19 protein-coding genes are annotated in these 22,595 nt (G+C 59.7%); 12 read left to right on the top strand and 7 right to left on the bottom strand.

Annotation, left to right across the window (positions count from 1 at the left end):
* Positions 1 to 51 precede the first annotated feature (51 nt).
* Complete coding sequence (locus OGM60_03885; GenBank protein ID UYI99942.1) at positions 52 to 969, bottom strand: diacylglycerol kinase family protein; 918 nt, start codon at positions 967 to 969, stop codon at positions 52 to 54.
* A gap of 98 nt (positions 970 to 1,067) precedes the next feature.
* Between OGM60_03885 and rnd the strand changes: the two genes are divergently transcribed.
* The 9 genes from rnd (at position 1,068) to OGM60_03930 (ending at position 10,085) form a co-directional block, all read left to right on the top strand.
* On the top strand, positions 1,068 to 2,201 hold the full coding sequence (gene rnd, locus OGM60_03890) for a ribonuclease D (GenBank protein ID UYI99943.1): 1,134 nt from the start codon (positions 1,068 to 1,070) through the stop codon (positions 2,199 to 2,201).
* 64 nt (positions 2,202 to 2,265) lie between these two features.
* Positions 2,266 to 2,970, top strand: coding sequence for a zinc metallopeptidase (locus OGM60_03895; GenBank protein UYI99944.1), 705 nt, complete (start codon positions 2,266 to 2,268; stop codon positions 2,968 to 2,970).
* Positions 2,971 to 3,166: 196 nt separating this feature from the next.
* Positions 3,167 to 4,537, top strand: a complete 1,371-nt coding sequence (gene xseA, locus OGM60_03900) for an exodeoxyribonuclease VII large subunit (GenBank protein ID UYJ00148.1) — start codon at positions 3,167 to 3,169, stop codon at positions 4,535 to 4,537.
* A 42-nt stretch (positions 4,538 to 4,579) separates the two neighbouring features.
* Positions 4,580 to 4,846 (top strand): exodeoxyribonuclease VII small subunit, encoded by a 267-nt coding sequence (gene xseB / locus OGM60_03905; GenBank protein UYI99945.1) that lies wholly within the window; start codon positions 4,580 to 4,582, stop codon positions 4,844 to 4,846.
* Positions 4,847 to 4,895: 49 nt separating this feature from the next.
* Positions 4,896 to 5,231, top strand: a complete 336-nt coding sequence (locus OGM60_03910; GenBank protein UYI99946.1) for a histidine triad nucleotide-binding protein — start codon at positions 4,896 to 4,898, stop codon at positions 5,229 to 5,231.
* 41 nt (positions 5,232 to 5,272) lie between these two features.
* A complete protein-coding gene (locus OGM60_03915; protein UYI99947.1) occupies positions 5,273 to 6,169 on the top strand; it encodes a LysR family transcriptional regulator in 897 nt (298 codons plus the stop codon).
* 113 nt (positions 6,170 to 6,282) lie between these two features.
* The gene (locus OGM60_03920) at positions 6,283 to 7,443 is read left to right on the top strand and encodes an MFS transporter (GenBank protein ID UYI99948.1); all 1,161 of its coding nucleotides are present in this window, start codon (positions 6,283 to 6,285) and stop codon (positions 7,441 to 7,443) included.
* A 120-nt stretch (positions 7,444 to 7,563) separates the two neighbouring features.
* Positions 7,564 to 8,742: an acetate kinase gene (locus tag OGM60_03925; protein UYI99949.1), complete on the top strand. Its 1,179-nt coding sequence runs from the start codon at positions 7,564 to 7,566 to the stop codon at positions 8,740 to 8,742.
* A gap of 164 nt (positions 8,743 to 8,906) precedes the next feature.
* Positions 8,907 to 10,085, top strand: coding sequence for an acetate kinase (locus tag OGM60_03930; GenBank protein UYI99950.1), 1,179 nt, complete (start codon positions 8,907 to 8,909; stop codon positions 10,083 to 10,085).
* 353 nt (positions 10,086 to 10,438) lie between these two features.
* Here OGM60_03930 and pta read toward each other — a convergent pair whose 3' ends face one another.
* Entirely contained in the window at positions 10,439 to 11,419 is a 981-nt protein-coding gene (pta, locus tag OGM60_03935; protein ID UYI99951.1) for a phosphate acetyltransferase, read from the bottom strand.
* 231 nt (positions 11,420 to 11,650) lie between these two features.
* Here pta and glf point away from each other — a divergent pair, with 231 nt between their 5' ends.
* Together glf and OGM60_03945 are read left to right on the top strand one after the other, a co-directional pair.
* A complete protein-coding gene (gene glf, locus OGM60_03940) occupies positions 11,651 to 12,853 on the top strand; it encodes a UDP-galactopyranose mutase (GenBank protein UYI99952.1) in 1,203 nt (400 codons plus the stop codon).
* Complete coding sequence (locus OGM60_03945; protein UYI99953.1) at positions 12,846 to 13,877, top strand: glycosyltransferase; 1,032 nt, start codon at positions 12,846 to 12,848, stop codon at positions 13,875 to 13,877. The genes glf and OGM60_03945 overlap by 8 nt, the downstream gene beginning before the upstream one ends.
* A 376-nt stretch (positions 13,878 to 14,253) precedes the next feature.
* Here the strand turns inward: OGM60_03945 and OGM60_03950 are convergent, their stop codons facing one another.
* From OGM60_03950 to ppk1, 5 genes are all read right to left on the bottom strand, one after another.
* Positions 14,254 to 15,255, bottom strand: a complete 1,002-nt coding sequence (locus OGM60_03950; protein ID UYI99954.1) for a P1 family peptidase — start codon at positions 15,253 to 15,255, stop codon at positions 14,254 to 14,256.
* A 100-nt stretch (positions 15,256 to 15,355) separates the two neighbouring features.
* On the bottom strand, positions 15,356 to 15,937 hold the full coding sequence (locus tag OGM60_03955) for a Maf family protein (protein ID UYI99955.1): 582 nt from the start codon (positions 15,935 to 15,937) through the stop codon (positions 15,356 to 15,358).
* Positions 15,934 to 16,476, bottom strand: coding sequence for a DJ-1/PfpI family protein (locus OGM60_03960; protein UYI99956.1), 543 nt, complete (start codon positions 16,474 to 16,476; stop codon positions 15,934 to 15,936). Before OGM60_03960 ends, OGM60_03955 begins: the two co-directional genes overlap by 4 nt.
* A gap of 179 nt (positions 16,477 to 16,655) precedes the next feature.
* Positions 16,656 to 17,984, bottom strand: a complete 1,329-nt coding sequence (rlmD, locus tag OGM60_03965; GenBank protein ID UYI99957.1) for a 23S rRNA (uracil(1939)-C(5))-methyltransferase RlmD — start codon at positions 17,982 to 17,984, stop codon at positions 16,656 to 16,658.
* 85 nt (positions 17,985 to 18,069) lie between these two features.
* Positions 18,070 to 20,643 (bottom strand): polyphosphate kinase 1, encoded by a 2,574-nt coding sequence (gene ppk1 / locus OGM60_03970; protein ID UYI99958.1) that lies wholly within the window; start codon positions 20,641 to 20,643, stop codon positions 18,070 to 18,072.
* A gap of 556 nt (positions 20,644 to 21,199) precedes the next feature.
* On the opposite strand from ppk1, the gene arcA reads away from it, so the two are divergent.
* On the top strand, positions 21,200 to 22,441 hold the full coding sequence (arcA, locus tag OGM60_03975; GenBank protein UYI99959.1) for an arginine deiminase: 1,242 nt from the start codon (positions 21,200 to 21,202) through the stop codon (positions 22,439 to 22,441).
* The last annotated feature ends 154 nt before the right edge of the window (positions 22,442 to 22,595 follow it).

Here is a 22,595-nt window from a genome sequence, read left to right on the forward strand (position 1 = left end):
CAAGACGATGACGATAAAGCCAATCAGGGGATTGTCGTTCATGGGGTCCTCCTATTTTCCGAGCGGTGAAAAATCGTCGACGATGAGGTCGAGACATTGCGGCAGCGCGCGAGCGCCAAAGACGCCGGAGTTGCTGGAGATGATCTCTCCATCGAACTGCATACCCAGCGATGGCGTGCAGGTGATCTTGGCTTCCTTGGTCTGGATGATCTTAAACTGCGGACGGCCGAGCACTTTGCCAGCGGGGTCGAGCGCGGCGGTAATTACCGTGGGGAGCAGCTGCATCGTGCGCACGGGCTCAATAACGACGATGTCGACCATGCCGTCGTCCATGCGGCAGTTGGGGAACAGGTTGATGTCGTTTTGGATGACCGAGGTATTGCCTGCCATGCAGCAGATGCCGTCGAGCTCCTCGACAATGCCGTCGTGCTCAATGGTAAAGTGCGCCACCGTGGGGTTGGGCGTGGCGAGCGCGGAGAGGAAGTAGGCGATCTCGCCAATGTCGTTTTTGGTGGGAGCGGCCTTCATCATGATCTCGGCGTCGAAGCCCGAGCCGGCGATGATGATAAAGCCGTGGCGCTTCTCGTTGCCGTTCTCGTCGAGCCAAAAGAGCTCACCCATGTCCACTTTGACCGTGCGGCCGTCGCGGCAAGCCTTGGCGAGTGCCGCCGCCTCGGGGGCATTGCCGATGTTGTTAAAGAACAGGCAGGCCGTGCCGGAGGGGAAGACAAGCGTGGGGACACCGCACCCGCGCATCTGGTCGAGCACGTTGGAGACGGTGCCGTCGCCGCCCGAAACGACCACGCGATCGAACTCGCGAACGTCCGCTACCGCGTCCTCGGGCTCCATGCCATCGCCGATAAAACGCATCACGACCTCGTCGCCGCCCTGCGCGAGGGCGTGCGTGAACGCGTAGATTTCATCTGAGCTGGGGCCCGATGCCGGGTTGTGGATGATAAGGCAGCGCATACTTACGTTCCCGTTCTGTGACTAACCGAGTATAGTTGTAGAGCAATGCCGATATCCTACCCGTGTTTTTCGGGCCTAACCTTATTCGATGGGTTGATATGTACATTTCCACACATCAGGCTCTGGTCGACTTTTGCCAGCGCGCCCGCGAGTTCGACGCGATCGCCGTCGATACCGAGTTTTTGCGCGAGCGCACGTTTCATCCGCGCCTGTGCCTGGTCCAGATTGCCACCCCCGCCGAGAGTGTCGCTGTCGATCCGCTGGTGATCGACGACCTGTCGCCGCTTGCCGAGCTTATGGCCGACGAGGGCGTGGTCAAGGTATTCCATGCTTGCTCACAGGACATGGAAGTTATGCTCCATACCGTGGGCGCACTGCCGCGACCGATTTTTGACACGCAGGTTGCCGCCGCCTTTTTGGGCGAGCGCCAGCAGATTTCGTATGGTGCGCTCGTTCAGACGTTCTGCGGCGTATCACTGCCCAAGACCGAGTCGCTGACCGATTGGTCGCGCCGCCCGCTGAGCGATAAGCAGATCGAGTACGCGATCGATGACGTCAAGTACTTAATCGTCGCCTATACCGAGATGATGAGCCGCCTGCGTGAGCTGGGCCGCGTGGACTGGGTGCTCGACGAGTTGCGTCCTTTGGCCGACGAGTCGCACTACCGCGCCGACCGCCATGAGGCATTCCGCAAGGTCAAACGCATCAACTCGTGTAGCCGTCATCAGCTGGGCATTGCGCGCGAGCTTGCCGCTTGGCGCGAGGACCGCGCCGAGCGTCGCAACATCCCGCGCAAGTGGGTCATGTCCGACGATACGCTGCTGGCCCTGGTTAAGCGCAATCCCGTGCGTGTCGAGGAGTTCCGTAGCATCCGCGGTACCGACCAGCTGGGGGAGCGCGACGTGGATGGCGCGTTGATGGCCATCAAGCGCGGCGCAAGCTGTCCGCACGATCGCCTGCCGCTCATGGTGCGCGGGCATCGCCAGATTTCGCCGGAGCTTGAGAGCGTGACGGATCTCATGTACGCGCTCATCCGCCTGGTTGCCGAGCGCTCGGGCGTGGCGACCTCGGTCATTGCCTCGCGCGATGACCTGGCCGACTACATTGAGCATCCTGAGCAAAGCCGTTTGCGCGAAGGTTGGCGTTTTGAGCTTGTGGGCTCGCGCCTGGACGATCTGCTTTCCGGCAACATGGGGTTGACGGTCAAAGATGGCAAAATTGAATTGCTGTAAGGAAGCCTAGCCGCTTGATTGGGTAGAATGCCTCCAACGTGTAATTCGATTCGGAGGAATTCGCATGCCCTATTACTATGGTTACGGCTTTGGCATCGACCCGCTGTACCTGCTGGTTGTCCTTGTTTGTACGGTGCTTGGTCTTGCGGCGCAGAGCTATATCAACTCGACGTACAAGACCTGGTCCAAGGTTCGCTCGGACGGCGACACGGGTGCCACGGTCGCTCGCCGCATGCTCGACGCCAACGGTTGCAACGCCGTGGGTATCAAGGGCGTTGCCGGTGAGCTCACCGACCACTACAACCCGCAGGATAACAACCTGTATCTCTCGGACGCTAACCGTTCGGGCGGATCGGTCGCAAGCGTTGCCGTGGCCTGCCACGAGGCGGGTCATGCCGCCCAGCGTCAGAGCGGTTACGCCATGATGAAGGTTCGCACCGCCCTGGTCCCGGTCGTCAACTTTACCCAGAACACCTGGACCATCGTGTTGCTCTTGGGCCTGTTTATGAACATCGCCGGGCTCACGACCCTCGCATTGATCTTCTTCTCGTTTAGTGTGCTGTTCCAACTCGTTACGTTGCCTGTCGAGATCGATGCCAGTCGCCGCGCCGTGGCGTATATCGAGCAGTCGGGCATGAGTTCCAAGCAGGTCAACGGTGCCAAGAAGGTGCTGACGGCAGCCGCGCTCACCTACGTGGCGGCGGCGCTCACCTCGATTATTCAGCTGCTCTACCTGATGGCCCGCTACAACAGAAACTCCAACCGATAACAAATTGGCTTGACAGGCGCCGCGGAGATTCTTGTCCCCGCGGCGCTGTACTATGTGTTGGACTTGAATCTGCGCAGGGTCGAAGCCCTTGTGCTCGATAACGAAAGGAGGCTGCGTGGCAGGCTGGAATCTAACCGGCAATGCCGTTTCCGCCGAGTTCGACGGTTCGGACGATCAGGAGCGCAAGGAGCTCAGCGTGAGCCAGGCAGTGGAGATCGCCGCCGGTGCGCTCGATGCCATTCCGCAGCTGAGCGTTCTGGGCGAGGTCACAGGTTTTCGTGGTCCTAACGCCCGAAGCGGTCACTGCTACTTCCAGATCAAGGACGACTCGGCCGCCGTCGACTGCATTATCTGGAAGGGCGCCTATCTCAAGCGCACCTTCGATCTGCGCGATGGCATGCAGGTGAGCTTTAAGGGCAGCTTCAATCTCTATAAGCCCACGGGTCGCATGAGCTTTGTTGCCCGCTCATTTTCGTTGGCGGGGGAGGGTCTGCTGCGTCAACAAGTGGCGCAACTGGCCGAAAAGCTACGCCGCGAGGGCCTGATGGACGAAGCGCGCAAGCGCCGCATCCCGGTGTTCTGCTCCCGCGTGGCGGTCGTCACCTCGCTTTCGGGTGCCGTAATCGACGACGTCAAGCGCACGTTGCGTCGTCGCAACCCGCTCGTCGAGCTCGTCTGCGTGGGCGCCAAGGTTCAAGGCGAGGGTGCGCCGGCCGAGCTCATCGAGGGCTTGCGCCGCGCCGCTTCCATTACGCCGGCGCCCGACTGTATTTTGCTGGTGCGCGGCGGCGGCTCCTTTGAGGACCTCATGACCTTTAATGACGAGGAGCTTGCCCGCGCAGTGGCGGCTTGTCCTGTGCCCGTGGTGACCGGTATTGGCCATGAGCCCGATACCTCGATTTGCGACATGGTGAGCGACCGTCGCGCCTCCACGCCAACGGCAGCGGCAGAATCGGTGGCGCCGGCTATGACGGAGTTGGCCGACGTGCTCGAGACGCGCCATCAGCGTCTGGGCGCCGCGATGGCTTCGATGATCGGGTCGGATCAGGTCGATCTGGAAATGCTCGACCAGCGCGGTCGTCGAGCCTGGGATGCCTATACGGCTCGTCTGGGCGACGCGCTCGATGCAGCCGCATGCCGCCCGTGCCTCAACGACCCCACGTTTATGGTCGAGCGTCGCGAGTCCGAGCTTGCCCTGACGGCCGATCGTCTGTCCGGCGCCATAACGCGTTCGGTTGGGGCCTTCCGCTCCAACTTCGAGCGTCTGCCCGAGCGCTTGATCGCAAGCACCTCAGGGCTCGATGGCAAGCGCCATGCGCTCACACTTGCGAGCTCCCGTCTGGAGCATCAGGGGCGCACGATGCTCAGCAAGCCTGCGTCCGACTTAGGCCGAGCTGCCGCGTCGCTCGATGCCCTGTCGCCGCTCAAGGTGCTTGCCCGTGGCTATTCCATCGCGTACAGCGATGATGGGGTGGCTACGACCGCCAAGACCTTTAAGCCCGGCGACGCCATCCGCGTGCGCATGGCAGACGGCAATGTGGCGGCAACGGTCGATGCGGTCGAGTAGGCCGCGTTACATAGCGATAAGCCTTTAGGAAAGGAAACAGATATGGCAGAGAAGACCCCGGTCGAGCAGCTTACGTACAAGCAGGCTTCGCAGGAGTTGGAACTCATCATCCGCAGCTTGGAGTCGGGCGATATGGAGCTCGAGGAGTCACTCGAGAGCTATACCCGCGGCGTCGAGCTCCTCAAGAGCCTACGCACCCGCCTGTCCGATGCCGAGCAGAAGGTCTCGGTGCTCCTTAAGGACGTCGACGGCAACGACGTGCTCGCCGACGGCGAGGCCGCCAACACCGACGACAAGCTTTCGTTCTAACCATCCCGACCAAATATAATTACCTTGGTCTGTGAGAAAGGAACCAGCCATGTGTGATTGCATCTTCTGCAAAATCGCCAACCACGAGATTCCCTCAACCGTTGTCTATGAGGACGACCAGGTCATCGCCTTCGACGACCTCAACCCCCAGGCGCCGGTCCACACACTCGTGATCCCCAAGAAGCACTACAGCGACATCGCCGACAACGTGCCCGCCGAGACCATGGGCGCCATGGCTCACGCCATCCAGGAGGTCGCCAAGGTCAAGGGCCTGGAGGACGGTTTCCGCGTCATCTCCAACAAGGGCGTCAACGCCGGCCAGACCGTCATGCACTTCCACATGCACGTCCTCGGTGGCAAAAACCTGGGCGAGAACCTCATCTGAGGACGCGTAGCCCGTCGACTTGGCTGCCTTTGGAGTAGTCTATGCAGCTTTCTCAACTCGAATACCTTCAAGCGGTAGCGAACTATGGCGGCGTGCGCAAAGCAGCTCGCGCCGTTCATGTGAGTCCGCAGGCCGTTTCGTCGGCAATCAAAAAGTTGGAATCTGAGTATCAGATTGTTTTGCTTGACCGATCGGCGGGTGAGGCTGTTTTGTCTTCGGCGGGCAGAGAATTTGCGCGTCGTGCACGCGTGATCCTGGCACAAGTCGACGATCTCAAAAAGTACGCTCAATCGAGGGACGACGGCGTCTCGCCCGACGGCCACTTTCGTCTTTACGCCCCCTGCCTTCATGGGCGGGGGCGACTTTTTGCCGAAAACTGGTATGACTCGTTTGAAAGCTCGCACCCTCATATTCACCTTGATGTGTGGCATCAGCCAACGGCTACATGCTTTGAATCACTTGTGCTTGGCATTTCGGATGCGGCCATCTCATTTGAGGAACCAAGGGATAGTGTCCTTTCTTCGAAATACTTGGGTGAAAAGGAGCTCAAGGTTCTTTCCTGCCCAGCGGGTCATCAATCCGTGGGCGCTATGACCGTTCGTGAGTTACTGGGCGGCAGGCTCGCTGTTCCCATTAATTTGTCACCCTGTCTCAATGCGATCAACCAATGCCCTGAAGCCCAGCTCGTCAATTTTCGCTTCCGTGATGTTGAATACGGAAGCAGGGCTCAGGCTGAGTTTCTTCAAGCCGGGGGATTGATATTGAGTTTGTCCGGGTCCTCTCTCGCATCGGATGGATCAGAAGTGAGTGAGTGCTCCATTGAAGGCTCGCGTGATGTAACCTTGCCTATCTACTTTTGCTATCGGCAAAATTCCTGGACTGATCGACACCAGACGGTTTTTCTGCACCTATTGCGTCATCTTGCTTCGCGAAATTAATTGGCTTCGAGACGTCAAGTGATTATTGACGCCTTGCAACACATAGCTGACAGCTTTGCCCTCATGCTTTTCCAAGATTCCGATTTAGATTGCTGACTCTTGGAGGGCGGAGCATGAAAAACCGTACGGTTTTGCTTTATATGACGTTCGTTTTTCTGTCGAACTTCAGCACCATTTTGTATTTTCTGACGGTTTACCTTGAATTCGTCGGATTCTCGATGGTGGCGATTTCTAGCATGATGATTGCATATCAAGTGAGCAAGTTCATCCTTGAAGTTCCTACTGGCTATATTGCTGATAGGTTTGGACGAAAGACAAGCGGTCTCGTTGGCGTCGTGGGGATGCTTGGATACTACGCCGCCCTGCTTCTCGTCCGTTCTCCTCTGCTTTTAATCGGTGCGTTCGCTCTCAAAGGTTTTGCCGTTGCATGTCTGAGCGGATCCATAGAAGCGATTTACATTGACAGCGTCTCTCAGGACCAGCTCGTAAGACTTAATGTCGTTGAGCGATTTGTTTTCTATGCCTCTTATGCCCTCTCCGCTTGTGTGGGCGGTTTCATTTCGTCCGCTGGCGCGTATCTCATTGGGCTTTCGGTCGATATCATCACAATGGTGCTGACATTGGTTGTCGTTGTCTGTATTCCTGAGGCGAGAAGAGAGGGCGCTGCGGTGACACCTGGGCATGGAATGAGCCCGAAGATGATCGGTGCTGCTATTGCGGGTAATGGCATTCTTCGGTCAGCGTTCATCATGGACTGTTCTCAGGCATTTGCCTTCGTCGCCCTGGAAGACTTCTTCTCACTGTTGCTTGCAGGCCGCGGAATGAATGCCGTCGCTTCGGGCGTGACCATTGCGGTCCAGCTCCTTGCCTCCGCCTCCATAGGATTTATTGTGCCCAGTGTGATTGCTCGTGTCGGCAAGGGCCGTTTTACGCGTATTTGCGGCATCATTCGCTTAGTATTGACAGCTTTGTTTTTGATTCCCCTTACTCCGGCTAATTTGCTGCCCGTGTTCTATGTGCTGCAGACGGTTGCGTACTCGTTGTTTGCCCCAATCAAATACTCGATTTTTCAAAATGCTGCCGATTCTTCGATGCGCTGTTCACTGATTTCGGTTCAAAGCCAGATGGTGGCGGTGGGTGCCATCCTTTTCTACCTGTTCAATGCTGCGTTGAGCAGCATCGCGGATATTCGAGTCATATTGCTTGTTGCGCTCGGGATTTCTTCTCTGGTGTATATCCCCGCGCTCTTTCGTCTTACAAGCCAAAGGCCATGAGTATTTAGGCACCGATAACTTATATATCAACGCAATAAACCCGAGCGCGAGGGCGTTTGGGTTTATTATTGAAGCGTATGTAACCTGGCGGCGCCACACCGCCTGTTAGTAGGGAGACACATGAACGTTCTGGTCGTCAACGCAGGATCTTCGACCCTTAAGTATCAGGTCATCGATACCAAGTCCCACAAGGTGTCCGCAAAGGGCTCCTGCGAGCGCGTCTGCTTCACCGGCGGTACCTTCACCCATGCTGCCAACGGTTCCAAGAAGGTGACCGAGAACATCGAGTTCCCCGACCACAAGGTCGCCATCGAGGTTGTCCTGAAGGACCTCGAGGCCAACGGCGTCAAGATTGAGGGCATCGGCCACCGCATCGTTCAGGGCGGTTGGTACTTTGGCGACTCCTCCCTCGTCGACGAGGACGTTCTCGCTAAGATCCGCGAGGTCGCCCCGCTCGCGCCGCTCCACAACAATCCCGAGGCCAACGTTATCGAGTTCTGCCTGGAGCAGTATCCCGACCTGCCCAACGTCACGGTCTATGACACCGCCTTCCACTTCAACATGCCCGAGGTCGCCAAGACTTACGCTCTGCCCAAGGACGTCTGCGACAAACTGCACATCCGTAAGTATGGCGCCCACGGCACCAGCTACCGCTACATTTCCAAGAAGGTCGCCGAGATGACCAACGGCGAGGCCCGCAAGGTCGTCGTGTGCCATATCGGCTCCGGCGCTTCCCTGTGCGCCATCGAGGACGGCAAGTGCATGGATACCACTATGGGCCTCACCCCGCTCGACGGCGTCATGATGGGCACCCGCTGCGGCTCCATCGACCCGGCTACCGTGTGCTACCTGCAGCGCGAGGGCGGCTACACCTTCGACGAGGTCGACGAGATGATGAACAAGAAGTCCGGCCTTTTGGCTGTGACCGGCGGCAAGACCAACGACTGCCGCAACGTCGAGGAGCTCGCCGCCGCTGGTGACCCCGAGGCTCAGCTTGCCTTCGACATGTTTGTCTACAAGATTGCCGCCAAGGCCGCCGAGATGGCTACTTCCATGTGCGGCATGGACACGCTCGTCTTTACCGCCGGCATTGGCGAGCACGCTCCGGCCGTTCGCGCCGGCGTGGCCGATCGTCTGGCCTTTATGGGTGTCAAGATGGATCACGCCCGTAACGCCCTGCGTGGCGACGGCGCTTGGTGCCTGTCCGCCAAGGATTCCAAGGTCAAGATTTTCGTCATCCCCACGGACGAGGAGTTCATGATCGCTTCCGACGTCGAGCGCATCGTCAACGGCAAGTAATTGCAAGAGGGGAGGGGCTGGACGACCGAGCGCCGTTCGGCCCCTCTTTTGTGCTCGTTGGGCGATATGCCTGATAGCTATTTATCAAGGTGTGATAACTTCTTATTAACATGCGGCCGCCTTAAGGGGTCTGCGCCGACCGTATCGCACTGCAAAGGAGTCTCATGAACGTACTTGTTGTCAACGCCGGTAGCTCAAGCCTTAAATATCAGCTTTTGGATACCGATACCCGCGAGGTTTTCGCCAAGGGCAACTGCGAGCGTATCGGTTCGGACATGGGCATCTTTGGCCACTCCGAGAACGGTGGCGCCAAGCAAACCGAGGAGGTTCCCTTCCCGGATCACCGTTCGGCTATCGCGCGTGTGCTCGAGGAGCTCGAGAAGACCGACTTTACGATCGATGGCATTGGCCATCGCATTGTTCAAGGCGGTTGGCACTTTAAGGATTCCGCGGTCGTCGACGACGAGGTCATGGCTAAGATTCTCGAGGTGGCCCCGCTCGCCCCGCTGCACAATTATGGCGAGGCCGCAGCAATCGAGTATTGCCGTGAGAAGTATCCGGAGCTGCCCAACGTGGCCGTCTTCGACACCTCGTTTCACATGACCATGCCCGAGGTTGCCTACACCTACGCCCTGCCCAAGGACGTGTGCGACAAGTACCACGTGCGCAAGTACGGCGCCCACGGTACGAGCCACCGCTACGAGTGGATGATGGCCAAGGAGATCCTGGGCTCGCGCTGCCACCGCCTGCTCTCGTGCCATTTGGGCAACGGCGCCTCGCTTGCCGCCATCGAGGACGGTGTATGCCGTGACACCACGATGGGGCTCACGCCGCTTGACGGCCTGATGATGGGAACCCGCTGCGGCTCTATCGACCCGGCTACCGTGTGCTACCTGCAGCGCGAGGGCGGCTACAGCTACCAGGAAGTCGACGACATGATGAACAAGCAGTCTGGTCTGCTCGCCATCTCGGGTATCTCCAACGACGCCCGCGACATTCGCACGCGCGCCTCCGAGGGAGATGAGCGCTGCCTGCTCGCCTTCGATATGTTCGCCTATAAGGCTATGCAGCAGGCCGGCTCCATGATCGCTTCTATGGCGGGCGTGGATACCATTACCTTCACTGCCGGCATCGGCGAGAACGACTGGTCGATCCGCAAGGCCTTCTGCGACTGCTTTGAGTGGTTGGGCGTGCGCATCGACAACAACAAGAACCGTGAGGCCGTGGGCAACGGCCCGCAGGTCATCAGTGCCGCCGGTTCCGCCGTCACGGTCATGGTCATCCCCACCGACGAGGAATACATGATCGCCCACGACGTCGAACGCCTGACCAAGAACAACTAACGCACCCGTTTGCATGTAAACGAAAGGCCTCCTGAGCAACAGCTCGGGAGGCCTTTTTGCTGGCATACGGAAATTCCAGTTCCAAAGTGATCATCGCCGGCAACGCCTGCACTTTCAGCAACGACACCCATCCGTTCAGATTTTTCAGACCCAGCTCGTAGCCAAGCCGCCGTCCACCCCAGATACCCTGATTACTACGTAGCGGTAGAAGGCCGTACGGGCTAACCCCTGAAAACACTCCGCAGACCAGAAACGCCCCCGTTCGTAGCTCCGAAGGAGCAGAACGGGGGCGTTTCATTGGTCGAGGACGTTTTCAGGGGTTAGCCCGTACGGCCTTCGGGCGAGTACGTCCGCTACTCAGCCATCTGAGCCTGGACGGCGGTGATGGCCACGACGCCCACGATGTCGTCGGCAGAGCAGCCGCGCGACAGGTCGTTGACCGGCTTGGCGATGCCCTGCAGGATGGGACCGTAGGCGTCGGCGCCGGCGAAGCGCTGGACGAGCTTGTAGCCGATGTTGCCGGCCTCAAGGTCGGGGAACACCAGCACGTTGGCCTTGCCGGCAACGGAGGAGCCGGGAGCCTTGAGCTGGGCGACGGTGGGGACGATAGCGGCATCGAGCTGCAGGTCGCCATCGATGGCGAGCTCGGGAGCCTTCTCGTGGCAGAACTTTACGGCCTCCTGGACCTTCTTGGCGACCTCGCCGCCGGCGGAGCCCATGGTGGAGTAGGAGAGCATGGCCACGTGCGGCTCAACGTTGCCCATGAAGGTGGACCAGGAGTGAGCGGAGGCGATGGCGATCTCGGAGAGCTCGTCGGAGGACGGGTTGATGTTGAGGCCGCAGTCGGCGAAGATCAGCGTGCCGTCGGTGCCGAACTGCGGGGTGTCGGTGCACATCACGAAGAAGGCCGAGACCAGCTTGGTGCCCGGGGCGGTCTTGAGGATCTGCAGCGCGGGGCGCAGGGTGTCGGCGGTGGAGTGGCAGGCGCCGGAGACCAGGCCGTCGGCATCGCCCATCTTGACCATCATGGTGCCAAAGTAGGTAGCGTCCATCACCTGGGCGCGAGCCTGCTCGATGGTGACGCCCTTCTTGGCGCGGAGCTCGGCAAACTTCTGCGCGTACTCCTCGTGCTTCTCGGCATTGCGCGGATCGATGACGGTAGCGCCGGGAACGTTGATCTCGTCGGGGTTACCCAGGATGACGATCTTTGCCAGGCCCTCCTCGATGATCTTGGTGGCTGCGACGATGGTGCGCGGATCCTCGCCCTCGGGCAGGACGATCGTCTTAAGGTCGGCCTTGGCGGCAGACTTCATACGGTTTAGGAAATCGCTCATGTTACTCCTTACAAGCGTTTCGCTAAGCTCCAGGCGCCCGGCTGTTCACGAATAAACCCGCTGCTAGCGGGTTTACCTTTCAATTATGTTCGCCGCGGTGCTTGAGCTTTCCTTGTGTGGCAAGCTCATTATAGGACGCATTAGCGCTATAATCGCTCTGATAAATATGTCTCGAAGAATGTTCGAGAAAAGCCCAGCTAACGAGCCCGTGGCTTTTGACAAGGAGTATCGATGCAGATTACCTCAGGCCTGCCTGAAGGCTTTAACGCCGGCGCATACGACATGATTGTCGTCGGTGCCGGTTATGCCGGTGCCGTTTGTGCCCGCCGTCTCGCCGAGACCATCGGCTATCGTGTTGCCGTTCTGGAGCGCCGTAGCCACATTGCGGGTAACGCCTACGACTGCGCTGATGAGGCCGGAATCCTGGTCCACGAGTATGGTCCGCACATCTACCATACCTTTAATGAGCGCGTCCACAATTTCCTGTCGCGCTTTACCAAGTGGACGGACTACCAGCACAAGGTGCTTGCCAACATCAACGGCACCCTCATGCCCGTGCCTTTTAACCACGCGAGCCTCAAGCTCGCCTTTGGCGACGAGCGCGGCGAGGAGCTGTATCGGAAGCTCGTGGAGACCTTTGGCAAGGACGTCAAGGTGCCCATCATGGAGCTGCGCAAGAAGAACGACCCGGATCTTGCCGAGGTCGCCGATTACGTCTACGAGAACGTCTTTTTGCATTACACCATGAAGCAGTGGGGCCAGACGCCCGACCAGATCGATCCCTCGATCACCGGTCGCGTTCCCGTCTTTGTGGGCGACGATGACCGCTACTTCCCGCAGGCTCCCTTCCAGGGCATGCCGCAGGACGGCTATACCGCGCTGTTCGAGCACATGCTCGACCACGATCTGATTGATGTGTTCTGCGACGTGGACGCCCGCGATCTCTTCGAGATCGACGAGACCACCGTCAAGATCGACGGCAAGGTCTATGGCGGCGAGATCGTCTACACCGGTCCGCTCGACGAGCTGTTCAACCTCGACTTGGGCGCTCTGCCGTACCGTACGCTCGACATGAAGTTCGAGACGCTCGATATGGACCAGTTCCAGCCCGTGGGCACCGTCAACTACACCACGAGCGAGGATTACACGCGTATCACCGAGTTCAAGAACATGACCGGTCAGGTCCTGCCCGGCAAGACCACCATCATGAAGGAGTACTCCAAGGCCTATACGCCCGGCTCGGGCGAGACGCCGTACTACGCCATTCTGGAGCCCGAGAACCGTGAGCTCTATGAGTGCTATCTTGAGCGCGTTCAGAACCTGACGAACTTCCACCCGGTGGGTCGCCTGGCCGAGTATCGTTACTACGATATGGATGCCGTGACCAACTCCGCCCTCGATCTTTCGGATGAGATTATCGCCTGCCATGCATAAAGTCATATCATTCGGTATTCCCTCGTATAACGCCGCCAAGGACATGGACCATTGCATCACCTCCATTCTGGAGGGGAGCAATTACGCCACCGATATCGAGATCATCATCGTCGATGACGGTTCCAAGGACGAGACGGCGGCCAAGGCCGATGAGTGGGAGACGCGTTACCCCGGAATCATCCGCGCGGTGCATCAGGAGAACGGCGGCCACGGCATTGCCGTCCTTTCGGGCTTGCGCGAGGCACAGGGCACCTACTACAAAGTTGTCGACTCGGACGACTGGCTCGATGGCGCAGCCCTGTCGACCATGCTTTCGATCCTTCGCGGTTTTGAGGAGCGCGACCAGCGCGTCGACCTCTTTATCTCGAACTATGTGTACGAGAAGGTTTACGAGGGTACGCACACCGCTATTGGCTACAAGTTTGCCCTGCCGCGGAAAAAGATCTTTACCTGGGACCAGATTGGTCATTTCCGTCTGGACCAGAATCTGCTCATGCACAGCCTGTGCTATCGCACGGATGTGCTGCGCGCGTCCAATCTGCCTATGCCGCCGCACACGTTCTATGTAGACAACATCTACGCCTACGTGCCGCTACCGCGCTGCAAGACCATGTACTACGCCGACATCGACCTCTACCGCTACTTTATCGGCCGTGAGGGCCAAAGCGTCAACGAGGCCACGATGGTCAAGCGTCTGGACCAACAGTTTCGCGTGACGCGCATCATGATGGAGTCGTTCCACCTGTACAGCGATGTCGAGTCGTCGCGTCTGCGCTCGTACATGATGGGCTATTTCACCATGATGATGGCAATCTGCTCGGTGCTCACTAAGCTTTCCGACGAGGATTGTGCCGACGAGCGCCTGAAGACGTTGTGGAGTGATTTAAAGGCCTATGACGAGCGTATGTATCGTCGTGCACGCTACGGTGTGGTCGGCTTCTTCACCAACCTGCGCGGTCGGGCTGGTGACAAAACCACACTCGGCCTATACCGTCTTGCCTCAAAGATCTTCAAATTCAACTAGCTGCTGAGTAATCGCTGCTGATGGGTTGACTGGGCCCCTTGGCCTTTAGTTTGCTACTGCGAACAGTCCTGCTCGCACGGAAAGCACATTAAGTGCTTTCCGGCTCGTGCGGAACTTGTATCAAACTAAAGGCCAAGGGGCCTCTGCTATAAGAATCGATTGTCAGGCAGCTGAATTTTGAAGATCTTAGACGCGCGGTACACAGGGGCCTGGGCTGAAAAGAATTAGGTTGGAAGTCGGTCGGAGACGGGCGGGCATTACGTTTGTCGCGAGTTCCGCATGCAAAGAAGGCCACTTAATGTGGCCTTCGTCTTGCATAGGACTGTAGAGCAGCAAACGTAATGCCCGCCCGCCTCCGACCGACGGTCGAGTGAGATTACTTCGCGGCGCCGGGGATGCCGTGGGAGGTTTTGGCGCTTTTGGCTCCGTTTACGATGGCGGTCTGTAGGGCCCTTACGGCGAGCATGCCCAGCAGGTCTAGGGGAACGGCGGCGCTTGCCTGGGCTCCCAGTTTGCCGCTGGCGAGGGTGTAGATGGTGTCGCCGTCGTTGGTGGTGTGTGTGGGGCGGATGGCGTGCGCGTAGGCGTCTGCTGCCATCTGGGAGACCTTGGTGGCCTGGGCCTTGGTGAGCTCCACGTTGGTGACGATACAGCTGATGGTGGTGTTGGTGCGGTCGAGCGGCATCTGCATAGAGCCGGCGGCGGCAAAGGCGGCGAGCTCCATGTCGACGATCTGGTCGCTATCGGCTGCGGCGCGCATGCCGGCGACCCACTCGCCGGTGAAGGGGTCGACGACGTTGCCGCAGGCGTTGACCGAGACCACGGCGCCCACCTTGACGGGGCCGAGCGCCACGGCGGCAGCTCCGAGACCGGCCTTCATGCAGGTGGCGGGCCCCATGAGCTTTCCGACGGTGGCACCCGTGCCGGCACCTACATTGCCCTGCTCGAGCGTGGTGGGGGTGTTGTCGAGTGCCTCATGCACGGCGGCGATGCCGGCCTCTATGTCGGGGCGCACGGTGGGATCGCCAAAGGCGAGGTCGAAGATACAGCTGGAGCACACGATAGGCACCTGCGTGGGGCCGACGGGAAGGCCGATGCCGCGGCTCTCAAGCTCGCGAGCGACGCCGCTTGCAGCCTCGAGGCCAAAGGCCGATCCACCCGAAAGGCAGACGGCGTGGACCTTATCGACGGTGTTTTCGGGGCGCAGCAGGTCGGTCTCGCGCGAAGCGGGAGCGCCACCGCGTACGTCAACGCCACCGGTGGCACCCTCGGGCGCCACGATTACGGTGCAGCCGGTGCCAGCCTCCTCGTCCGTATAGTTGCCAAAGCAAAAGCCATCGACGTTGCAAACATCGATGGCTTCGAGCAGTGTGTCCATATTATCTCCTATCGGTTTTCCGCCGGGCCTTATGCCCGGTCGGGATCCGTACGGTACGGCAAAATTGTAGGCGCTGGGGGATACCCAGCGCCAGATGCAATTACGAGAGTTTTTGAATCGCGCGTGCGACGCGGGCGATGGGCAAGCCCACCACGTTGTAGAAGTCACCCGAAATGTCGTGCACGAGCATGCGGCCGCCTGTGCCCTGGATGCCGTAGGCTCCGGCCTTGTCCATGGGTTCGCCGGAGGCAACATAGCGCTTGATCTGCTCCTCGGTAAGCTCATAGAACGTCACGTCGGTCACATCGACAAACGACAGGCTCTCGGCGGCATGCGGAGCTGTAGCGTCGCCGGCTTTAACGATGCAGACGCCGGTCGCCACCTGGTGCGTGCGGCCCGAAAGCTCGCGGAGCATGGTGCACGCCTCGTCCTCGTTTGCCGGCTTACCCAAAATCATGCCATCGAAGGTGACGATGGTATCGGCCGCGACGGTCAGTTCGTTGGGCTCGGCATGCTCGGCCGCGACGGCAGCAGCTTTGGCACGCGCCAAGCGCTCGACGAGCGTAAGCGGAGCTTCGCCATCAAAAGGCGTTTCATCGATGTCTGCGGGAATTACGCGAATGTTATAGCCCGCCTCGCGCATCAGCTCTATGCGGCGCGGCGATTGCGAAGCCAAAATCATAGTTGGATGCCCTCGGCGACCTTCTCGACGGCCTTTTCGCCGGCGAGCGTGCGCAGCAGCTCCAAGGCAAAGGGGAGTGACTGTGCCATGCCGCTAGCGGTGATGATATTGCCGTCTTGCGTGACCTTCTCGCCGGTATAGGTGCCCTCGGGGAAGCTCTTCTCAAAGCCGGGGAAGCACGTGGCGCGGCGTCCCTCGAGTAGACCAAGCTCGCCCAGGATAAACGGGGCGGCGCAGATGGCGGCAACGTGCTTGGTCGCGGCGAAATCGCAGACTACGTCGCAGACGCGCTGGTCGGCGCGCAGGTTGGTGGCACCGGGCAGGCCGCCGGGCAGCACGACGCAGTCGTACTCGTCAAAGTTGATTTCGTCAAAGAGCGCATCACAGGTTACGGGAATCTGCAGCGAGCTCACGACCTCGCGCGTGGGCATGATCGAGACGAGCGTGGCGCGCACGCCGCCGCGACGCATGACGTCGACCATGGTCAGGCATTCAATCGTTTCAAAGCCATCGGCGGCGAGAACGGCAACGCTGGGCATGAGAGTTCCTTTCGTAAGGCGGCATACAATTAGGCGTCTTATACCCCGAAGACATGCGCTTGCCACGCTCGATTTCCCAATGTTTAAAAAGGGACGGGGATTAAATAATCATTTGGTACAAATTGATTATTTAATCCCCGTCCCAGAAAAATCATCGGGCGTGGCCTTGGGCAAACAGTCTAGTTGCGCCTAAGGTGGACGACGGTCTCGCAGTGGAAGGTTTGTGGGAACAGGTCGACTGGCGTGATCTTTACGGGGAAGAAGGTGCCTTCTTCGACAAAGCGTTTGAGATCGCGCGCCAGGGTGGCCGGGTCGCAGCTCACGTAGGCGACATCGCGAGCACTCGTGCTGGCGATAAGGTCGATCGCCTCGGGGGCGAGGCCTGCGCGTGGCGGGTCGACCACCAAGACGTCGGCATCCTGGTCGGGGAACTCGCGCACCGCGTCTCCGCCAATGACGTCGACGTTATCAAGCTTGTTGATCTCCAGGTTACGGCGCAGGTCGCGCACGGCGGGGCCGTAGGCCTCGACGGCGGCGACAAAGTCGCAGCGGCGGGCGAGCGGCAGGGTAAAGGTGCCGGCACCACAGTACAGGTCCACGGCAAGCTCGTCTTCCTGCGGGTCGAGTGCTTCCATGACAAGCTCGATCAAAATCTCGGCACCCTTGGTGTTGACCTGGAAAAAAGACGGGGCAGACAAGCGCATCTGACCCTCGGCGATATTCTCGGTCCATGAGCCCTTTCCGGCGAGCATTTCGACCTTGGAGACACGGCGGGCCTTCTTTTCGCCCTTGCTCATCACGCGCACGATGCTCGTGGGGTGAGCGGCGTCCGCCAGCACGCGGGAGACCTGCGAGCGCGGAAAAGAGCCTGTGGGCGTCCAGAGTGCGACCTCGAGTGCCTTGGTGCGGCGTGATGCGCGAATGCCCACGCGTTCGAGCCCCAAGTCATGGCTGCCGCTTAGATAGTTGAGTGCGCCGACGACCGATTTGAGCGCCTTCGGGAAGCGCTTGTCGAACAGCGGGCACGTATCGACGGTCACGATTTTGCTGGGGTCGACACCGTGCATGCCAAGACGCACGCGACCGTTGACGACGGTCGGTTCGAGCTCGATTTTATTGCGGTAGCCCCAGTCGTCCTTGGTGTGGCAGATGGGCTGTACCAACTCATCGACCTGCTCAGGAGCGAACTTGCCGATGCGCTCGAGCGTGGAGCGCAGGTTTTGCTCCTTGGCGGCGAGCTGTGCCGTGCGTGAGAGATTGCCCCACGAGCAGCCGCCGCAGATGCCCACGAAGGGGCAGGGAGGCTGAATGCGATCGGGGCTTGGCTCCAGAATCTCGGTGGTGCGGGCACGCATGAACGACTTGCCGTCCTGTACGACCTCGGCCTCGACGGTGTCGCCTGCCACGGCGCCCTGCACAAAGACGGCCTTGCCGTTGTCGGCGTGCGCCAGCCCGTCGGCGCCGTAGGTCATCGATTCTATAGTGAGCTTCATATTCCTGCCTGTCATTCGCGTTGTTATTCGCACCATGGTAGCAGGGAAAAGCGCCCCGCATCCGAGGCTTTCCTCAAATGCGGGGCGCTTCTACAAACGACTATTTCGTCTTGCCGGTAATGAGCGTCTTTAGACCCAGGCCGATCAGGCCCAGGCCTATGCGCACGCGACCGGGGCGATGGCGCTCGATGGCCTTGGTCTTGCCGGCGGGCTTATCGCGACGGGCGCTCGTCTCGGGTGCGGGCTTGGTGACCTGCGGCTCGGGCTGAGGTGCAGGTGCAGGCTTGGGCTCAATGACGGTCGCCTGGACCTCTTGGACCTTGGGTGTGGCCGGCTGCGGCTCAGGAGCAGGGGCGGGCTTTGCCTCGGCGGCGGGCTCCGGAGTCGCAGTAGCGGCCTCGGGCGCTTTCTCCACGGCGGGCTCTGCGGCAGCCTCGGGCTCATTCACCGGGAGAGCGGCAACCGCTTCCGGTTTGGCAGCCGCCCCATGTTCAATCTCGTCCTGGATAACTTTTTCGGCCACACGTTCCTTCTCCTGTGCGCGCTGCTGCGCGGCGGCCTCGGCGTTGCGATACGCGCGCTCCAGCAGAGCTTCCTGCGAGTTGAAGGGTTTCTCGTCCTCTTTGCGCTCCACCGGAACCCAGGTGCCGTCACTCGTCAGGCTGCGTGCCTTCACGTTGTCGCGCAGCTGCATGCCCATGTACTCGTGCACCAGGGCGCGGCAGGTGGGGTCGAGCACGGGGAAGGCGATCTCCACGCGGTGCTCGGTGTTGCGCGTCATCATGTCTGCCGAGCTCAGGTAGATCATGTCCGAGTCCACGCCAAAGGCATAGACGCGCGCATGCTCCAAAAAACGTCCGACGATGGATCGCACGTGCACGTTCTCGGTCTTGCCCGGAACACCGGGCTTGAGGCACGAGATGCCGCGAATGATCATGTCCACGCGCACGCCGGCACACGATGCCTCGGCAATCTTGTCGATGACCTCGCGGTCGGTAAGCGAGTTGAGCTTAAAGAACACGCGGGCGGGCTCGCCGACAAGGGCGCGCTGAATCTCGCGGTCCAGGCCGCGCATGATGAGCGGCTTGAGGCCCACGGGCGCCACGCCCAGGAAGCGGTAGTCGCCGCGCAGGTTGCCCAGCGACAGGTTGCGGAAGAACAGGTTGGCGTCCTCGCCGATGCCGGGATGCGCGGTCATGAGCATAAAGTCGCTGTAGAGCTTGGCCGTCTTCTCGTTAAAGTTGCCGGTACCCAAAAGCGTCAGGCGGGTAAGCGCCATGCCCTCGCGATAGGTGAGCTGGCAGATCTTTGAGTGGCACTTAAAGCCCTCGGAGCCGTAGATAACGGTGCAGCCGGCCTCTTCCAGGCGCTCGGCCCATTCGATGTTGTTTTGCTCGTCAAAGCGGGCACGAAGCTCCATGAGCACCGTGACCTCTTTGCCGTTTTCGGCAGCATCGATGAGCGACTCGCACAGACGGCTCTGCTTTGCCACACGGTAGAGCGTGATGCGCAGCGAGATACACTCGGGGTCATAGGCTGCTTCGTGCACCAGGTCCAAGAACGGGTTCATTGTCTCGTAAGGGTAAAAGAGCAGCTTGTCGTGCTGCAGCACCTGCTCGCGGATGGAGCGGGCCATATCGATGGTGGGATTGGGCTGCGGCTTAAACGGCGTAAAGAGGAGCTCATTGCGCAGGTGCTCGGGAATCTTACCCTCAATGCCAAAGACGTAGCCAAGGTCAAGGGGGATATCGCAGGTAAAGACCGAGCGGCGAGAAAGCTCGAGCGCCTTGCGGATGGTCTTGAGCGTTGCCTTCTCGAGCGAGCCCGATACGGCGAGCACCACCGGCTGCAGGCGCAGGCGCTTCTTGAGGATGCGCTTCATGTGCTGGCGGTAATCCTCTTCCTCCTCGACGCCTTCGCCGTCCGGGTCGATATCGGCATTGCGGGTGACGCGGATCAGCGCGCGGTCCAGCGGCTTATAGGAGCCAAAGCAACTGTCCAGGCAGGCGAGGATGACGTCCTCGAGCAAGATGTAGGAGTAGGTGCCGGTGGGCGAGGGGATCTCGACCACGCGGTTCATCGAGGTGGGAATCTCGATAAGGCCCAGCAGGCTCTCCTCGTCGGTGACGCCGTCCAGGCCACAAGCCAGATAGAGTGCGCCGTTGCGCAGGTTGGGGAAGGGATGGCGCGGGTCAATGACCAACGGCGAGATGACCGGCGACACGTAGGCTTGGAAGTAGCGGGTTACGAAGGTGCGCTCCTCGGGCGTAAGCGAATCGATGCGGGCGCGGTGAACGCCCAGAGCGTCGAGCTTGTCCTCGATGCTCTTAAAGATGGACTCCCAACGGGTAAGGAGCCCGGGCAGCTCTGCCATGACAGCATCGACCTGTTCGGAGGCGGTCATATTGCTCTTGTTGTCGACAGGCTGTTTTTTGAGCTCTGCAAGATCGGACAGGCCGCCCACACGCACCATGAGAAACTCGTCGAGGTTAGACTCGAAAATCGACACGAACTTTAGACGCTCGAACAGCGGAACGGTCTCGTCGAAGGCTTCGTCAAGCACGCGGTTGTCAAAGCGCAGCCAGCTAAGCTCTCGGTTTTGCGTGTACGAGAAGTCGCGCGGCGGCTTGCGCAGCTTAGCGGCCTTTTGTTTCTTTTCGATTTTGCTCGGCATATGCATCTGTCCGTTCAGTCCCCGCAGGGGACGGTAGCCTAACTCTAATTCACTATTGTCTCAATTTAGTCGACCGCTGGCACGGACGTATCGCGTGAACGGTATCTTTACCTACTTCTTACGCTGACAAGCCGAAGCACTAACGTCCGGTGCTTTGAGCAAGCGATCTATATCCTCACTCAACTGGTGAGAATGTATGAATAAGAATGATAGCAAGCTGAATATAATCGAATGTAGGTCGAATCGAGGGCAAGCGTCATTTATATGCAGAAAACCGTTTTCACTATGCAATTTTGAATCATGGATAACTTTGAGTGTTCAAGCTTGATTTCCTAGAAAAATAACGTTTACCTAGGAAAATCTGCTTTACGAAACTGAAGTGCATCATGGGAAATCATATGCGATATACCGTTCATCGTACTTTGCTGACCGTTCGGGGGCGAGGTAGCATTACGAATGGAATTTGGATATAACTAGAGCTGTCAGCAAGCAGCGTCCCATATGGAGGGGCGCTGATACATTCGGCCAGTAAGGCCCGAAAGAAAGGTAGGAGGCCATGACGAAAGGTCTGCACGTGCCTTCCGAGATCGGCAAGCTCAGGAAGGTCTGCCTGCACCGTCCCGGCGACGAGCTCCTCAACCTGCCGCCCGACGAGCTCGAGCGACTCCTGTTCGACGACGTCCCGTTCCTGGAGGTCGCACAGCAGGAGCACGACACCTTCGCCCAGATCCTGAGGGACCAGGGCGTCGAGGTGCTCTACCTCGAGAACCTCGTCGCCGAGGTGTTCGACCAGGTCCCCGGCGCCCGCGCCGAGTTCACCGACCAGTACATCGCCGAGGCCGGCATCCGCGGCCAGCACATGCCGCAGATCGTCCGCGAGAAGCTGGACTCCATCGAGGACAACCTCGAGTTCGTCAAGAAGACCATGGCCGGCATGACCAAGGCCGAGATCGACATGCCCCTCACGGCGTCCACGACCCTCGACTCCCTGGTCAACTCCGAGTCCGAGTCCGACCTGATCATCGACCCGATGCCCAACCTCTACTTCACCCGCGACCCGTTCGCGGTCGTCGGCGAGGGCGTCAACCTCAACCGCATGTACTCCGTCACCCGCAACCGCGAGACCCTGTACGGCAAGTACATCTTCAAGTACCACCCCGACTACAAGGACGTCTCCCTGTACTTCCGCCGCGACTGCCAGTTCCACACCGAGGGCGGCGACGTGCTGAACATCAACGAGAAGACCCTCGCCGTCGGCATCTCCCAGCGCACCCAGGCCGCCGCTATCGACATCATGGCCCAGAACATCTTCTGGAACTCCGACTCCAAGGTCGAGCGCATCCTTGCCTTCGACATCCCGGTCTCGCGCGCCTTCATGCACCTCGACACGGTCTTCACCCAGATCGACGTCGATAAGTTCACGATCCACCCCGCCATCATGGGCACCCTGCGCGTCTACGAGCTGACCGCCGGCAAGAACCCGGGCGACGTGAACATCCGCCTGATCGAGGACACCCTCGAGCACGTCCTGGAGGACGCCACCGGCGTCGACCAGGTCAAGCTGATCCCCTGCGGCGGCGGCGACCCGATCGCGGCCTCCCGCGAGCAGTGGAACGACGGCTCCAACACCCTGTGCGTCGAGCCCGGCAAGATCTGCGTCTACGCCCGCAACACCGTCACCAATGACGTGCTGTACAAGGAGGGCCTGGACCTTCTCGTCGTGCCCTCCGCCGAGCTCTCCCGCGGCCGCGGCGGCCCGCGCTGCATGAGCATGCCCTTCTGGCGCGAGGACCTCTAAGGTTTTCATAGACCGTACGGGTCTTAATACAAACATCTAGCTGCCATTAGATGTCTCCCAATGGGGCGGTGCGGGTTTTTCGCACCGCCCCATTCTTGTCTAATAAGTTAAATTAGCATCAGATAAGGTGTCCATTATGTCTAGAGGCGGTCAC

Source organism: Coriobacteriaceae bacterium (assembly GCA_025757745.1).
Lineage (GTDB): Bacteria > Actinomycetota > Coriobacteriia > Coriobacteriales > Coriobacteriaceae > Collinsella.

Coding starts and splice junctions, on each gene's coding strand:
- OGM60_03945 (UYI99953.1), top strand. CDS start 12,846: ATGCATAAAGTCATATCATTCGGTATTCCCTCGTATAACGCCGCCAAG.
- OGM60_03960 (UYI99956.1), bottom strand. CDS start 16,476: ATGCCCAGCGTTGCCGTTCTCGCCGCCGATGGCTTTGAAACGATTGAA.
- OGM60_03910 (UYI99946.1), top strand. CDS start 4,896: ATGTGTGATTGCATCTTCTGCAAAATCGCCAACCACGAGATTCCCTCA.
- ppk1 (UYI99958.1), bottom strand. CDS start 20,643: ATGCCGAGCAAAATCGAAAAGAAACAAAAGGCCGCTAAGCTGCGCAAG.
- OGM60_03895 (UYI99944.1), top strand. CDS start 2,266: ATGCCCTATTACTATGGTTACGGCTTTGGCATCGACCCGCTGTACCTG.
- OGM60_03920 (UYI99948.1), top strand. CDS start 6,283: ATGAAAAACCGTACGGTTTTGCTTTATATGACGTTCGTTTTTCTGTCG.
- pta (UYI99951.1), bottom strand. CDS start 11,419: ATGAGCGATTTCCTAAACCGTATGAAGTCTGCCGCCAAGGCCGACCTT.
- xseB (UYI99945.1), top strand. CDS start 4,580: ATGGCAGAGAAGACCCCGGTCGAGCAGCTTACGTACAAGCAGGCTTCG.
- arcA (UYI99959.1), top strand. CDS start 21,200: ATGACGAAAGGTCTGCACGTGCCTTCCGAGATCGGCAAGCTCAGGAAG.
- OGM60_03885 (UYI99942.1), bottom strand. CDS start 969: ATGCGCTGCCTTATCATCCACAACCCGGCATCGGGCCCCAGCTCAGAT.
- glf (UYI99952.1), top strand. CDS start 11,651: ATGCAGATTACCTCAGGCCTGCCTGAAGGCTTTAACGCCGGCGCATAC.
- OGM60_03925 (UYI99949.1), top strand. CDS start 7,564: ATGAACGTTCTGGTCGTCAACGCAGGATCTTCGACCCTTAAGTATCAG.
- OGM60_03950 (UYI99954.1), bottom strand. CDS start 15,255: ATGGACACACTGCTCGAAGCCATCGATGTTTGCAACGTCGATGGCTTT.
- OGM60_03955 (UYI99955.1), bottom strand. CDS start 15,937: ATGATTTTGGCTTCGCAATCGCCGCGCCGCATAGAGCTGATGCGCGAG.
- rnd (UYI99943.1), top strand. CDS start 1,068: ATGTACATTTCCACACATCAGGCTCTGGTCGACTTTTGCCAGCGCGCC.
- rlmD (UYI99957.1), bottom strand. CDS start 17,984: ATGACAGGCAGGAATATGAAGCTCACTATAGAATCGATGACCTACGGC.
- OGM60_03915 (UYI99947.1), top strand. CDS start 5,273: ATGCAGCTTTCTCAACTCGAATACCTTCAAGCGGTAGCGAACTATGGC.
- OGM60_03930 (UYI99950.1), top strand. CDS start 8,907: ATGAACGTACTTGTTGTCAACGCCGGTAGCTCAAGCCTTAAATATCAG.